Source organism: Streptomyces tuirus (assembly GCF_014701095.1).
GTDB classification, from domain to species: Bacteria; Actinomycetota; Actinomycetes; order Streptomycetales; family Streptomycetaceae; genus Streptomyces; species Streptomyces tuirus.
Map to the genome: position 1 here is coordinate 1,495,998 of NZ_AP023439.1, position 12,637 is coordinate 1,508,634.

General features: G+C 72.9%; 15 protein-coding genes. 4 read left to right on the top strand and 11 right to left on the bottom strand.

Annotated features, from left to right (window positions below):
* Nucleotides 1-3 precede the first annotated feature (3 nt).
* Genes amaP through IGS69_RS07005 form a run of 5 tightly spaced genes read right to left on the bottom strand, consistent with a single transcriptional unit; the run spans nucleotide 4 to nucleotide 2,362 of the window.
* A complete protein-coding gene (amaP, locus tag IGS69_RS06985) occupies nucleotides 4-591 on the bottom strand; it encodes an alkaline shock response membrane anchor protein AmaP (RefSeq protein ID WP_190897751.1) in 588 nt (195 codons plus the stop codon).
* Nucleotides 588-1,283 (bottom strand): DUF6286 domain-containing protein, encoded by a 696-nt coding sequence (locus IGS69_RS06990; RefSeq protein WP_190897752.1) that lies wholly within the window; start codon nucleotides 1,281-1,283, stop codon nucleotides 588-590. Before IGS69_RS06990 ends, amaP begins: the two co-directional genes overlap by 4 nt.
* On the bottom strand, nucleotides 1,280-1,663 hold the full coding sequence (locus IGS69_RS06995) for an Asp23/Gls24 family envelope stress response protein (RefSeq protein ID WP_190897754.1): 384 nt from the start codon (nucleotides 1,661-1,663) through the stop codon (nucleotides 1,280-1,282). The genes IGS69_RS06990 and IGS69_RS06995 overlap by 4 nt, the downstream gene beginning before the upstream one ends.
* A complete protein-coding gene (locus tag IGS69_RS07000; RefSeq protein WP_190897755.1) occupies nucleotides 1,660-1,842 on the bottom strand; it encodes a hypothetical protein in 183 nt (60 codons plus the stop codon). Before IGS69_RS07000 ends, IGS69_RS06995 begins: the two co-directional genes overlap by 4 nt.
* A 46-nt stretch (nucleotides 1,843-1,888) precedes the next feature.
* Nucleotides 1,889-2,362 (bottom strand): Asp23/Gls24 family envelope stress response protein, encoded by a 474-nt coding sequence (locus tag IGS69_RS07005; RefSeq protein ID WP_190897756.1) that lies wholly within the window; start codon nucleotides 2,360-2,362, stop codon nucleotides 1,889-1,891.
* 87 nt (nucleotides 2,363-2,449) lie between these two features.
* Between IGS69_RS07005 and IGS69_RS07010 the strand changes: the two genes are divergently transcribed.
* Nucleotides 2,450-3,172: a nucleopolyhedrovirus P10 family protein gene (locus tag IGS69_RS07010; protein ID WP_190897757.1), complete on the top strand. Its 723-nt coding sequence runs from the start codon at nucleotides 2,450-2,452 to the stop codon at nucleotides 3,170-3,172.
* Between the two features lie 26 nt (nucleotides 3,173-3,198).
* On the opposite strand, the gene IGS69_RS07015 is transcribed toward IGS69_RS07010, so the two are convergent.
* The 3 genes from IGS69_RS07015 to IGS69_RS07025 all read right to left on the bottom strand — a co-directional run bounded on the left by IGS69_RS07015 (nucleotide 3,199) and on the right by IGS69_RS07025 (nucleotide 6,369).
* A complete protein-coding gene (locus IGS69_RS07015) occupies nucleotides 3,199-4,002 on the bottom strand; it encodes an enoyl-CoA hydratase/isomerase family protein (protein ID WP_190897759.1) in 804 nt (267 codons plus the stop codon).
* A gap of 150 nt (nucleotides 4,003-4,152) precedes the next feature.
* Nucleotides 4,153-4,371: a helix-turn-helix domain-containing protein gene (locus IGS69_RS07020; RefSeq protein ID WP_010037790.1), complete on the bottom strand. Its 219-nt coding sequence runs from the start codon at nucleotides 4,369-4,371 to the stop codon at nucleotides 4,153-4,155.
* A 399-nt stretch (nucleotides 4,372-4,770) separates the two neighbouring features.
* The gene (locus IGS69_RS07025; protein WP_190897760.1) at nucleotides 4,771-6,369 is read right to left on the bottom strand and encodes an ABC-F family ATP-binding cassette domain-containing protein; all 1,599 of its coding nucleotides are present in this window, start codon (nucleotides 6,367-6,369) and stop codon (nucleotides 4,771-4,773) included.
* Nucleotides 6,370-6,643: 274 nt separating this feature from the next.
* Between IGS69_RS07025 and IGS69_RS07030 the strand changes: the two genes are divergently transcribed.
* Nucleotides 6,644-7,060 carry a VOC family protein gene (locus IGS69_RS07030; protein ID WP_190897761.1) on the top strand — a complete coding sequence of 139 codons (417 nt, stop codon included), beginning with the start codon at nucleotides 6,644-6,646 and terminating at the stop codon, nucleotides 7,058-7,060.
* Nucleotides 7,061-7,084: 24 nt separating this feature from the next.
* On the opposite strand, the gene IGS69_RS07035 is transcribed toward IGS69_RS07030, so the two are convergent.
* The 3 genes from IGS69_RS07035 to IGS69_RS07045 all read right to left on the bottom strand — a co-directional run bounded on the left by IGS69_RS07035 (nucleotide 7,085) and on the right by IGS69_RS07045 (nucleotide 10,693).
* On the bottom strand, nucleotides 7,085-8,485 hold the full coding sequence (locus IGS69_RS07035) for a hypothetical protein (RefSeq protein ID WP_190897762.1): 1,401 nt from the start codon (nucleotides 8,483-8,485) through the stop codon (nucleotides 7,085-7,087).
* A 266-nt stretch (nucleotides 8,486-8,751) separates the two neighbouring features.
* Nucleotides 8,752-9,879, bottom strand: coding sequence for an alpha/beta hydrolase family protein (locus IGS69_RS07040; RefSeq protein ID WP_190897764.1), 1,128 nt, complete (start codon nucleotides 9,877-9,879; stop codon nucleotides 8,752-8,754).
* 82 nt (nucleotides 9,880-9,961) lie between these two features.
* Nucleotides 9,962-10,693, bottom strand: coding sequence for a class II aldolase/adducin family protein (locus tag IGS69_RS07045; RefSeq protein WP_190897766.1), 732 nt, complete (start codon nucleotides 10,691-10,693; stop codon nucleotides 9,962-9,964).
* A 342-nt stretch (nucleotides 10,694-11,035) separates the two neighbouring features.
* Between IGS69_RS07045 and IGS69_RS07050 the strand changes: the two genes are divergently transcribed.
* Together IGS69_RS07050 and IGS69_RS07055 are read left to right on the top strand one after the other, a co-directional pair.
* A complete protein-coding gene (locus IGS69_RS07050) occupies nucleotides 11,036-12,289 on the top strand; it encodes an inorganic phosphate transporter (RefSeq protein ID WP_190897768.1) in 1,254 nt (417 codons plus the stop codon).
* Nucleotides 12,290-12,322: 33 nt separating this feature from the next.
* Nucleotides 12,323-12,544 (top strand): hypothetical protein, encoded by a 222-nt coding sequence (locus tag IGS69_RS07055; RefSeq protein ID WP_031108151.1) that lies wholly within the window; start codon nucleotides 12,323-12,325, stop codon nucleotides 12,542-12,544.
* Nucleotides 12,545-12,637 lie beyond the last annotated feature (93 nt).

Genomic DNA, 12,637 nt, shown 5'->3' on the forward strand with positions numbered 1-12,637 from the left:
TCCTCAACTCACCCGTTCCGCGCCGTGCTTGACGCCCTTGAGCCTCACCTCCGCCGGAAGTGAGGCGAGGCCCGCCGACGTCTTGGCATGGGTGAGGGGGCCGGTCGTGAAGTCGGTCAGTGCCGTCACCGGGTCCACGTGCGGCTCCAGTGCGAGGCGTACGTGGGCCTCGGGGGCGCCGCGGCGGCCCTTGAGGTGCGCCCGTGCTCCGCCCACGCCGTCGATGAGGGCCGCGTCCTGGGTGAGGACGTTCTCCAGGGCCCGGCCGCGCAGGAGCGCGCCCTCGCCGTCGCCGGTGTCGACGAGGACCTCGGCCAGGCGGCGCCGGCGCAGCACCGCGACGAGCCACCACAGGGCGAGCAGCAGCAGGACCGCGAGCACGGCGATGACGACCGGCCACCACCAGCCGTCGTCGCGCCAGCGGGTGCGCTCGGCCTCGCTCAACAGCACGTCGTGCTTGCTGTCGTGGATCCACCACGAGGGCACCGGGGCGCCGAGGCCGACCGCCAGGACGGAGCCGCCCAGCACCAGCAGGACCAGGCCCACCAGGCCGAGGAACACGCGGTTGACGATGCCGAGCACCGTGGTCACCCCTTTCGGCCGGGCCGCCGGACACGCACCGACAGCGAGGGCGGCCGGGACAGCCCCAGTCCGCGGACCGCGTCGGCGAGCACCTCCTCCAGCTCGGCGTGTACGTCGTCCAGTTCACGGAAGTGCGACACGGCACGGACGTCGGCCCGCCTGCGGCGCACCCGTACCCGCGCCGCCTGCACGCCGGCCACCTCCATGGCCCGGTCCCGTACCGCGGTGGCGGCGGCGTCCCGGTGCAGCCCGGCGCGTACGCCGGGGTGGATGCGGCGCATCGGGAGCACGTCCCGCAGGCCGGGTGTGACGGCCAGGATCAGCAGCCAGAGGCCGAGGAGCGCCGCGACCCCGGCGCCGACGAGCACCCAGGTGTCGTCCAGGGGCCGTTCGGCGAGCTGCTCGGCCAGTTCCCGGCGCCAGTACATGCCGGGCCGGCCGGCCCGCACGGAGACGATGTCGTAGAGGAACAGCCCGGTGAGGCCCAGGAGCAGCAGGGCGACGATGCCGGCGGGGACGCGCCGCGCCGACCAGAAGCGGCCCTCGGGTTCGCCCTCGCCCTCGGGTCCGGGTGGTTCGTGGGCGGCCGGGGACTCGGACCGGTCGGCTCCGCCGGTGTGGTCCGTCTCCTGCTCGTCGAGGACGGGCAGCCGCTGCGTGGCGCCCTCGGCGGGCTGTTCCTCGTCGCGGGGTTCGCTCATCGCGTCCTCCCCTGTCCCGCGCCGTGCGCCGCGGTCAGGTGCAGCCGCTCCACGTGGACGACGACCTCCGGCACCTGCATGCCCACCAGGTCGCCCACCCGCTCGACGACTTGCTGCCGTACCGTGCGGCAGCGGGCGCCGACGTCGCAGGGGTAGTCGAGGTCGATCTGGACCCGGACGTGGGCCACCTCGTGGTGGACGGTGACGGACGCGGACGGCCGGTCGGCGTCGGGCGGCAGCGTGCCGACGGCCTCGCGGGCCGCCTGTGAGGCGATCTTCGCGACGACCCGGTCGGCGATCCGGGTCGCGCCGCGCTCGCCGGGCGGGACGACCGCCCCGGGTCTGTCGAGCTCACCGGCCCCCGTGCTCACGGGCGTCACCGCCGCCGTTCACGGACATGGAAGAACTCGCCGAAGTCCATGTCCCCGTCCAGGAACCGGCCGACGACGAAGCCGACGGCGCCCAATGCCGCCACCAGCACGAAGGCGCCGAATCCGCCGAAATATCCGGCGAAGGCCAGCGCCATGCCGGCGATCATGCCGACCACGGCCATGCTCATGCGCGTCTCAGCTCCTCAGCCGCTGTGGTGTCCGATGGCCCGTACCTCACTGGATCCGGCGCTCCGGTTCCTCTTCCTCCTCGTCCGGCAGCTTCACGTCGCTCACCGCGATGTTGACCTCGACGACCTCGAGACCGGTCATCCGCTCGACGGCGTTGATGACGTTCTCCCGCACGCCCCGGGCCACATCGGCGATCGACACGCCGTACTCCACGACGATCTCCAGATCGAGGGCGGCCTGCACCTCGCCGACCTCGGCCTTCACCCCGCGCGTCACCGACTTCGCGCCGCCGGGCACCCGGTCGCGCACGGCGCCGAAGGTGCGGGACAGACCGCTGCCCATGGCGTGCACGCCGTCGACGTCGCGTGCGGCGAGCCCGGCGATCTTCTCCACGACGCCGTCCGCGATGGTCGTCCGGCCCCGGGAGCCCGGGTCTCCTCCCCCGCGCTTGGTCAGCGGACTCCTGCGCGCCGCCGCCGTCTCGGACTCCCCGCCCCGGTTCTCGGTCATGTCAGTCATCGCCGTACGTCCTTTTCGGTCGTCGTCCTTGGACCACCGTAAGCACGGTTGCGTGGGAGCGCGCCTCTGATGCGGCAGGCTGGAGGAATGACGGCCGACCGATGGACGCAGGCAGTGAGACATCAGCTGGGAATCGGCAGGCTTCTGCCTCTGGGTGACGCGCGGGACGGCGCGTGGATCGCGGAGCGGGCAGCCGAGGCGGTGCTGCGGAGTGCGGCGTGCGACGCGCCGGGCGTGCGCCTCGACGCGCTCCGTGTCGCGGTCGCGGACGCGGCGGACATCGAGGAGCCGGCCGTACCGGCGCCGCCGAGCGCTCTGCCGCCCGGGCCGCTGCGGGTGACGGCGGAGATCGCCGCGACGGCCGCGCGGCCCCTGCCGGCGACGGCGTCGGTGCTGCGGGAGGCACTGGCGACCGCGGCGGACCGGCGGCTCGGGCTGACGGTGACGGAGGTGGACCTGCGGGTGACGGGGCTGCTGGACGAGGAGGGGCCCGCGGAGGACGGACCCGCCGTCGCCCTTCCCGGGCCCCCGGCTGCCGCGCGGGCCGAGGGCGACGACGAGGCCCGGGTGGCCGCCGCCGCGCTCGGCGTCCCGGGTGTCGTCCATCTGACCGGCACGCTGGGTCACCCCGTGCACATCGAGCTGCTGTTCCCCGAGGGCGCGGCGCTGCCCCACCGCCATGTCCGGCTGGAGCTGGCGGTGGGCGCGGACCGGCGGGCCAGGGACGTGGCCCGCGAGGTCCGGACGGCGGTCAGGCGGACGCTGCCGGACCATCCGACGGTGGCGGTCGTGGTGAGCGCGGTCGGCTGACCGCGCCCGGGCGGGACCGGCGGTCCTCAGTCCCCGACGCCGGCGAGGTCGCGCAGGCGGCGGGCCTGGGACTGGCGCTCGGCCGTGCGCTGGTCCTCGTACGTGCGGTCCTGGGCGCCGCGCAGCAGCGCCTTGGTCTCGATGACCGCGTCGCGGGGCGCGGCGAGCACGGCCGACGCGAGGTCGCGTACGGCGTCGTCGAGCTGCCCGGCGGGCACGGCGAGGTTCGCGAGACCGGTGTTCACGGCCTCCTCGGCCGCGACGAAGCGCCCGGTCACGCAGATCTCCAGCGCGCGGGCGTAACCGACGAGTCCGACCAGCGGATGCGTGCCCGTCAGGTCGGGCACGAGTCCGAGGCTGGTCTCGCGCATGGCGAACTGCACGTCGTCGGCGACGACGCGCAGGTCGCAGGCGAGGGCGAGCTGGAAGCCCGCCCCGATGGCATGCCCCTGGACAGCGGCGACGGAGACGATGTCGCTGCGCCGCCACCAGGTGAACGCCTCCTGGTATTCGGCGATGGTCGCGTCCAACTCGGCGTCGGCGCCGCGCGCGAGGTCGACGAACGACGGTTCGCCGTCGAAGCCCTCGGGCGTGAACGCCTGCCGGTCGAGCCCGGCCGAGAAGGACTTGCCCTCGGCCCGCAGCACCACGACACGGACAGTGCCCGGCAGCTGCCGCCCGGCCTCGGTCAGCGCCCGCCACAGAGCGGGGCTCTGCGCGTTGCGCTTGGTCGGGTTGGTCAGCGTCACCGTGGCGATCGCGTCGTCGACGGTGAGCCGTACGCCGTCCTTGTCGAGTACGGGAACGAGGTCCTGGTCGGACGAAGCCATGGGACGCCTCCGATGAGTGCGGTCGTCTTGCGTGCCCCGCGACGGCTTCACCGCCGCGGCAGGCCACACTTAAGTGACTGCACAGTAACCACCCGGCCGATCAGTCGACCTACCGGGTGGCCACCATCGAAGCCGAGGGGCCACCCGGGGTCAGGCCGTGGCCTTTTTGCCCCGGGTCGCCCCGCCACGCCCTCGCAGCGTGACGCCCGACTCACTGAGCATGCGGTGCACAAAGCCATACGAGCGGCCGGTCTCCTCGGCCAACGCCCGGATGCTCGCACCGGCGTCGTACTTCTTCTTCAGGTCTGCCGCGAGCTTGTCGCGCGCGGCGCCGGTCACCCGGCTGCCCTTCTTCAGAGTCTCGGCCACCCGTGCCTCCTCATGGGAAGTGCGCTCTGGTCTCCTCATGATCACCCCTCCGGGCCTTCATGGCCACCCATTCGGCAAGGTCCGTGAGACAAGGTTGTGACGACGGGAGCGCGTCCCCACATCCGGAATATCGAATTCCGAAGAGCGGCGTCCGTACGACCGAACGGATCTTTCCCGAAAAGGCCAGGTCAGAAAGGCGACGCGGCCGAGCCCGGAAGAATCGGGGGCTCGGCCGCGAAATTGATGTAGGACACACCTCGATACGAGGAGATCTCACACAGATGATGGATCACCGCTAGGCCGAATGATCCATACGCCGTTGATCACGCATTCGATCAAGCGAACGGCGACACGCGATCGGGCGAACGCGACGGGTAACAGAGCGAACGCGACGGGCGGTCAGGCGAGGGCGACGAGATCCGCGTAGTCGGCGCCCCACAGGTCCTCGACACCGTCGGGCAGCAGGATGATCCGCTCCGGCTGGAGCGCCTCGACCGCCCCCTCGTCGTGCGTGACGAGGACGACCGCGCCCTTGTAGGTGCGCAGCGCGCCGAGGATCTCCTCGCGGCTGGCGGGGTCGAGGTTGTTGGTCGGCTCGTCGAGGAGCAGCACGTTCGCCGAGGACACCACGAGGGTGGCCAGGGCGAGACGGGTCTTCTCGCCGCCGGAGAGGACACCGGCCGGCTTGTCGACGTCGTCGCCGGAGAACAGGAACGAGCCGAGTGTCTTGCGGACGTCCACCAGGTCCAGGTCGGGGGCGGCCGAGCGCATGTTCTCCAGGACCGTGCGGTCCGGGTCGAGGGTCTCGTGCTCCTGCGCGTAGTAGCCGAGCTTGAGGCCGTGTCCCTCGATGACCTGGCCGGTGTCGGGCTTCTCGGCCCCGCCGAGCAGGCGCAGCAGGGTCGTCTTGCCCGCGCCGTTGAGGCCGAGGATGACGACGCGGGAGCCCTTGTCGATGGCCAGGTCGACGTCGGTGAAGATCTCCAGCGAGCCGTAGGACTTCGACAGCCCCTCGGCCATGAGCGGGGTCTTGCCGCACGGGGAGGGCTCGGGGAAGCGCAGCTTGGCGACCTTGTCGGACTTCCGCTCGGCCTCCAGGCCGGCCAGCAGCTTGTCCGCCCGGCGGGCCATGTTCTGCGCGGCGACGGTCTTGGTGGCCTTGGCCCGCATCTTGTCGGCCTGCGAGTGCAGGGCGGAGGCCTTCTTCTCGGCGTTCTGGCGCTCGCGCTTGCGGCGCTTCTCGTCGGCCTCGCGCTGCTGCTGGTAGAGCTTCCAGCCCATGTTGTAGATGTCGATCTGGGCGCGGTTGGCGTCCAGGTAGAACACCTTGTTGACGACCGTCTCGACCAGGTCGACGTCGTGGGAGATCACGATGAAGCCGCCGCGGTAGGTCTTGAGGTAGTCGCGCAGCCAGACGATCGAGTCGGCGTCGAGGTGGTTGGTGGGCTCGTCGAGCAGCAGGGTGTCCGCGTCGGAGAAGAGGATCCGGGCCAGCTCGATACGGCGGCGCTGACCGCCGGAGAGGGTGTGCAGCGGCTGGCCGAGCACCCGGTCGGGCAGGTTGAGCGCGGCGGCGATGGTGGCGGCCTCGGCCTCGGCGGCGTACCCGCCCTTGGTGAGGAACTCCGTCTCCTGGCGCTCGTACTGCTTGAGCGCCTTGTCGCGGGTGGCGCCCTGGCCGTTGGCGATGCGCTGTTCGTTGTCGCGCATCTTGCGGATCAGTACGTCCAGGCCGCGCGCGGACAGGATGCGGTCGCGGGCGAGGATGTCCAGGTCGCCGGTGCGGGGGTCCTGCGGGAGGTAGCCGACCTCGCCGGAGCGGGTGATGGCGCCGCCGGCGGGCATGCCCTCGCCCGCCAGGCATTTGGTGAGGGTGGTCTTTCCCGCGCCGTTGCGGCCGACGAGGCCGATGCGGTCGCCCTTGGCGATGCGGAACGAGGCGTTTTCGATGAGGACGCGGGCACCGGCGCGCAGCTCGATACCGGAGGCGGAGATCACGGACAGACTCCAGGGCGGATACGGGGGCGGGATGGGCGAATCAGGGGGTGCCGCGCGTAGCGCGCCGTTGGAAGGGCGATGGCGGGCGACGGGCGGGCGTTCCCGCCGTCTAATGCGCGAGGAGAATGGCCATGGGGGACAGTCTAACGGGGACGTGCAACCACTTTTTCTGTGTGCGGGTGTTCGATCACCGGCGGCCGGGACGAGGGCCGTTGCCGGTGGCCGGTGGAACACTGAGTGGGACATCCCCGCGAGACACGAGGAAGTGATCGCCATGGCAGGCATGTCCGGCGGGCGTCCGAGCATCTGTCCGACACTGCTGTACGCGGACGCGAAAGCCGCGATCCGGCAGCTCACGGAGGCCTTCGGCTTCACCGAGCTGTCGGTGTACGAGGGCGAGGACGGCTCGGTGATGCACGCGGAGCTGGCGCAGGGCAACGGCGCGGTGATGGTCGGCACCAAGGGCCGGGGCGGCCTGTTCGACGCCGCCATGAAGGACGCGGGCACCACGGGGGTGTACGTGGTGGTGGACGACGTGGACGGGCACCACCGCCACGCCGCCGCCCACGGCGTGGAGGTGCTGATGCCCCCGACGGACCAGGACTACGGCTCGCGGGAGTACCTGGCCCGGGACCTCGAGGGCAATGTGTGGAGCTTCGGGACGTACGCGCCGGAGATTTCGGCGGGCTGACGTCCCGCGGGGCGGGCCGCGGCTCTAGCTGCCGCCGGTGTGTACCTGGAAGGCGGCCCGGCGTACCGCCTTGGCCAGGGCCGGGTCGGGGTGGGCGGCGGCGAGGGCGACCAGGACCTGCACGGTGCGCGGGTGCCCCACGGCGCGTACCTCCTCCAGGAGCATCGGGACGGTCGGCTGCACCGCGGACTCCAGGTGGCGCACCAGCAGCGGCGCCTCACCGTGGTCGGCGACGGCGGCCGCGGTGTCCACCCACAGCCACGTCGCCTCCTCACGGGTGAGGACCTCGTGGGCGTCCTCGGGGTCGGCGCCGTCGTGCTCGGCCAGCCACAGCAGCCCGTAGGGCCTGAGCGTGGGCTCCTCCAGCACGCCGCGGACATCGGGCTCGGCGGGCGCGCCGACCACGCGCAGCGCCTCGAAGGCGAGGCCGCGCAGCAGGGCGTCCTCACCGCGCGCGGCGCCGAGGAGCTCGGTGACGGCGCTGCCGACGGGGCGGGCGGCGAGCCAGGCGCGGTACTCGGCGCGGGCCGCGTTCGGGCGCAGCTGGGCGCATCCGCGGAGCATGTCCTCGGCGGCCTGCTCGATGTTCCCGGCGGGGCTCTGCGCGGCGACGCAGATCTGCTCCAGCTTGACCCAGACGGCCCAGCTGCCGAGGGGGGTGAGGGTGGCCTGGCCGTCGCCGTAGGTGAGGGCGCCGACGGAGGCGAGGGCGCGCAGGGCCCAGTCGAGCAGCGGGGCGAGCGGGGCGTCGCAGTGCTCCGGTTCGGCCGGCGGCTCGGGCTGGGGGCCGTAGGGGATCTCGCAGCGGGCGGTACGCAGCTCGGTGACGCGCTGCTCCAGCAGGTCGAGGAGCTGCTCCACGGGGACGGGCCCGGCGGACAGCTGGAGGAAGGAGAGCACCTGCGGCATGGCGGAGACGACCTCGGCGACGGCGGCCGGCTCGTGGTCCGCGGGCTCCGGGTGGGCGAGCGACCAGGCGTCGAAGAGGGCCACCCAGCCGCGCAGGACGGCGCTGTCGTCGCGGTTCCAGGCGCGCAGCCGCCAGCCGGGGCGGGCGCTGTCGCCGTGCACCTCGATGAGACCGGCGAGGCGGGCGGTGTCCCAGTCGGCTCTGACCTGAGCCGGGGTCAGCCCCAGGTCGCGGGCCGCCCGTTCGGCGGTCGCGTCGGAGAGGGTGGCCTTGCCGTCGTCGGTTCCGCTGTCCCGGCCGGGGCCGAGCGCGGCGTCGGCCCAGCGGGCGACGCGGGCCGCGTCGGCCAGACCTGAGCGTGCCATTCTGGCCAGCTCCGCCGGTGCCGGGGTGCCCTCCGGAGGGCGCGGTGCGGGGCGGCGCGAGCGCCGCTGGTTCATCGCTTGGGGGGCGGCGGCCAGGGGTCGCGGGCGGACGAGTCGAAGCCTGGAGTCGCGCGGGATACGGGACGTCACGGGGGCAGTCTTCCGGTTGACGGTCCGAAAACCCAAACGGAATGTCACCGCGGGCGACGGGGATGGCCAACGCACCTGTGCGCAGGAGTGGTCGAGGGCCGGGAACAGGCCAGTGGTGCGGCGCTAAACGGAATCGTTGCGACCGGTCGGTGCCGAGCGGGACGGGACGTGGTTGCGCCGGGGCGAAGGGGGCGTGAACGGGGGGTGCGTGAGAGACCACCGGGACACCGGCAGCAGGCCGCGTCAGCGCGTGGGTGTGAGCGGAGTCACATGAGGGGGGTCATGAAGCGGCGGAGCGCCTCCTCGTAGGCCTCCGGGTCGGCGTTCCACATGGCCCCGTGGGGCGCGTGGGCGACGGTGCGGAGGGCGACCATGTCCGGGCGGGCGTCGGCGAGCCGGCGCGAGAGCTGCCAGGGGGCGACGGTGTCGTCCGGTCCGTGGAAGACGAGCGTCGGGACGCGCAGGCCGTCGGCCGGGGCCGGGCCCGTGTCGCGGTCGCCGGTCAGGCCGGTGCGGCCCTGGGCGGCACGGACCGCCAGGGGCAGCAGCGCGCTCGGGATGCCGCGGGCCGAGGCGAGGGCGCGCAGGGTGGCCTCCCAGCTGAGCACCGGGGAGTCCAGGACAAGCCCGGAGACGCGGTCGCGCAGTCCCGAGTGGGCGGCGGCGCGCAGGGCCATGGTGGCGCCGGTGGACCAGCCGTGCAGCACGACCTGGCGGGCTCCGTAGCGCACGGCGTAGCGGATGGCGGCGTCGAGGTCGCGCCACTCGGTCTCGCCGAGGTGGTTCAGGCCGTCGGGCGGGCGGGGTGCGCCAAGGTCGCCGCGGTAGGCGAGGGCGAGCACCGGGAAGCGGCTGCGGTGCAGGAACCCCATGACGTTCATGGCGAGTTCCCGGGTGGTGCCCAGGCCGTGCACGGCGATCACCCAGGTGTCCCGTTTGCCCGGCACGAACCACGCGGGCAGGGCGCCGAGTTCGCCGGGGACGTCGACATCGGCGTGTTCGAGGCCGAGCGCGGCGCTCGGGTTGCCGACGTACACGTTCGGGGTGAGCCAGACCTTGTCGCCCGGCGTCAGCGTGCCGTGCGTCACGCTCTCCAGGCGGCGCACGACGGTGTCGGCGGAGTGCGGGGCGCCGGTCAGGACGGGGCCGACGACCGCGTGGGAGCCGTCGCCGGAGAGGCCGTAGCGGCCGGGGCGCAGGGCGGCGAGGTCCCGGGTGAGGGTGATCTGCCCGGCGGCGGTGCCGTGCACGGTGAGCCGGGGTTCGGTGGGCAGGGGCCTGCCCGGGGGCGCCTTGAGGGCGGCGTCGCTGGCGAGCCGGCCGGCGGCCACCGCGGCGGCACCGGTCCCGATCACGGCGGTGACGGCAGCGGCCGTCGCTCTGGCAGTGCGCACGGCTCCAGTGTCCTGGCGGATGCCGGGGGCGACCAGTGGGAGGCAGCGGCGGGGTGACGTCCGTGGCGGCAGCGGGGGCGGCTCAGCCCCGCTGGCCGTAGCCGCGCAGGCGTTCCTCCACCTCCGTCAGCTGTTCCCGGGACAGCAGGCTCGGGGTCAGGCCGGGCACCGAGGAGGCGGTGAGCCACAGGCGGCACATCCACTCCAGCTGGGCGGTGCGGTCGTAGGCCTGGGCGAGGGTGGCGCCGTGGGCGACGGTGCCGTGGTTCTGGAGGAGGCAGCCGGAGCGGTCGGCGAGGGCGCGGAGCATGTTCTCGGCCAACTCGTCGGTGCCGTAGGTGGCATAGGGGGCGACCCGGACGGGGCCGCCGAGCGCCGCGGCCATGTAGTGGATCAGCGGGAGCTCGCTCACGAGTGTCGAGACGGCCGTCGCGTGGACGGCGTGGGTGTGGACGACGGCCAGGGCGCCGGTGGTGCGGTAGACGGCGAGGTGCATGGGCAGCTCGCTGGTCGGGACGAGCGTGCCGAGGACCTGGGTGCCGTCGAGGTCCACGCCGGTCACGTCGTCCGGCGCCAGCCGGTCGTAGGGGACGCCCGACGGCGTGACGAGGACGGTGTCCCCGACGCGTACCGAGACGTTGCCGGACGTGCCGACGACGAGTCCGTCCGAGACCGACCGGCGGGCCGTCGTGACGAGGTCCTCCCAGGCGCGTGCCTCCTCGGGGCGCACCCTCCTGCGCCTCGGCTCCCCGGCGCCCTGTCCGCTCTCCCGTACGTATCCCGCGTGCCGTTCGTCACCCCGCTGCTCAGCCATGCCGCGATCCTGCCAGGGAAGGGCTCGAAGCGCCGCCGGGCGGGGGCACTTCAGGCCCTGAGAGCGAACGGTCTCGCCGTACCCTTTGTGGTGATTTTTCACACATGCCGCCATGTCGACTCGCGCGCGGCGGGCCCGGTGCGCGGCGCCCGATCGCATACAACCCGTACGGCGGGAGGGGTTCGCCCGGGGGCCCGGTCGCTCGGGCGCGGAAGGCGCTGCTCCGGGGCGGAACGAGGACCCCCCGTTGCGGTCACCCCTGCGCCCCTCCCAGTTCATCTTCCGTTCACTCAGCTTGCCTACGTTCGGCTGGCCAATGACCTCGAACGATTGCCTGGGTAAATGGAAAGCTTCTCGCTGATCCTCGCGATTGTGGTGGTAACCGCTCTCGCGTTCGATTTCACGAACGGTTTCCACGACACCGCGAACGCGATGGCCACGACCATTTCCACGGGCGCCATGAAGCCCAAGGTTGCGGTGGCCATGTCCGCGGTCCTCAACCTGGTCGGCGCCTTCCTGTCCGTGGAAGTCGCCAACACGATCTCAAAGGGCCTCGTCGACGAGGCCGGCATCCGTCCCGAGGTCATCTTCGCCGCCTTGGTCGGCGCGATCCTCTGGAACCTGCTGACCTGGCTGGTCGGTCTGCCGTCCAGCTCCTCCCACGCCCTCATGGGCGGTCTGATCGGCGCCACGATCGCCTCGGCGGGCGTCGGCGCGGTGCACGGCGACGTGCTGGTCACCAAGGTGCTCATCCCGGCGATCGCCGCCCCGCTGGTCGCGGGCATCGCGGCGATGCTCGCCACGCGGCTGACGTACTCCCTCGGCCGCAAGGCCGACGGCAACGCGTCCAAGAAGGGCTACCGGGCCGGCCAGATCGCCTCCGCGGGCCTGGTCTCCCTGGCCCACGGCACCAACGACGCGCAGAAGACGATGGGTGTCATCACCCTCGCCCTGGTGGCCGGCGGCGCCGTCGCGCCCGACTCCGACCCGCCCATGTGGGTCATCCTCTCGGCGGGTCTCGCCATCGCGCTCGGCACGTACCTGGGCGGCTGGCGCATCATCCGCACCATGGGCAAGGGCCTGACCGACCTCCAGCCGCAGCAGGGCTTCGCCGCCCAGACCTCCGCGGCCACCGTCATCCTGGCCTCCTCGCACCTCGGCTTCTCCCTCTCCACGACGCACTCGGTGTCCGGTTCGGTGATGGGCGCGGGCCTCGGCCGCAAGGGCGGTGTGGTCCGCTGGTCCACCGCGACGCGGATGTTCGTCGCGTGGGGCCTGACGCTGCCGGCGGCGGCCCTGGTGGGCGCGCTCGCCGAGTACGTCACCGGCTTCGGCAACTGGGGCACCGCCGCGGTGGCGGTCTTCCTCATCGCCTCCAGCGCGTGGATCTGGAAGCTCTCGCGGCGTGAGGTCGTCGACCACACCAACGTCAACGACACCGACGACACCGAGCCCGCGGGCGTGGTCACCACGGCGATGGCCGCCGTGACACCGCCCCCGGCGGGAGGCACGGCCACGGCGTCGGACGACTCGGTCCCCGCGTTCCCGTCGCAGGCCACCGCCGAGCGCACGCCGACCACGACCACCACGGTCTGACCCCGCCACCGGTTACAAGGAAGAGTCTCGGATATGAAGATCGACTGGGCGGCCCTCGGCTCCGTCTTCGGTGTCAGCCTCGTGGTCACCGTGGCCCTCGTCGGCCTGTTCACCCTCGGCATCACCGGCCTGTCGCGCCGTGAGCGGGCGGTGGCGGAGGGCGGGTCCGCGGGACTCGCGGTCACCGGCGCGTACGCGTGCTTCGCGGCGTGTGCGGCGGCCGTGGGGTACGGGATCTATCTGATCGTGGCCTGAGGGCCTGACGTCACGTCGTGTCCACCGGGCGGCACGGAACTCCGGTTCCGTGCCGCCCGGTCGTCGTGTGTACGGGAGGGGGCAATGTGGGGT

What these genes read in the sequence shown, in the direction of transcription:
- IGS69_RS07010 (WP_190897757.1), top strand. Translation starts at nt 2,450, where the DNA reads ATGACGGCCGACCGATGGACGCAGGCAGTGAGACATCAGCTGGGAATC.
- IGS69_RS07005 (WP_190897756.1), bottom strand. Translation starts at nt 2,362, where the DNA reads ATGACTGACATGACCGAGAACCGGGGCGGGGAGTCCGAGACGGCGGCG.
- IGS69_RS07030 (WP_190897761.1), top strand. Translation starts at nt 6,644, where the DNA reads ATGGCAGGCATGTCCGGCGGGCGTCCGAGCATCTGTCCGACACTGCTG.
- IGS69_RS07055 (WP_031108151.1), top strand. Translation starts at nt 12,323, where the DNA reads ATGAAGATCGACTGGGCGGCCCTCGGCTCCGTCTTCGGTGTCAGCCTC.
- IGS69_RS07045 (WP_190897766.1), bottom strand. Translation starts at nt 10,693, where the DNA reads ATGGCTGAGCAGCGGGGTGACGAACGGCACGCGGGATACGTACGGGAG.
- IGS69_RS07015 (WP_190897759.1), bottom strand. Translation starts at nt 4,002, where the DNA reads ATGGCTTCGTCCGACCAGGACCTCGTTCCCGTACTCGACAAGGACGGC.
- IGS69_RS06990 (WP_190897752.1), bottom strand. Translation starts at nt 1,283, where the DNA reads ATGAGCGAACCCCGCGACGAGGAACAGCCCGCCGAGGGCGCCACGCAG.
- IGS69_RS07000 (WP_190897755.1), bottom strand. Translation starts at nt 1,842, where the DNA reads ATGAGCATGGCCGTGGTCGGCATGATCGCCGGCATGGCGCTGGCCTTC.
- IGS69_RS07050 (WP_190897768.1), top strand. Translation starts at nt 11,036, where the DNA reads ATGGAAAGCTTCTCGCTGATCCTCGCGATTGTGGTGGTAACCGCTCTC.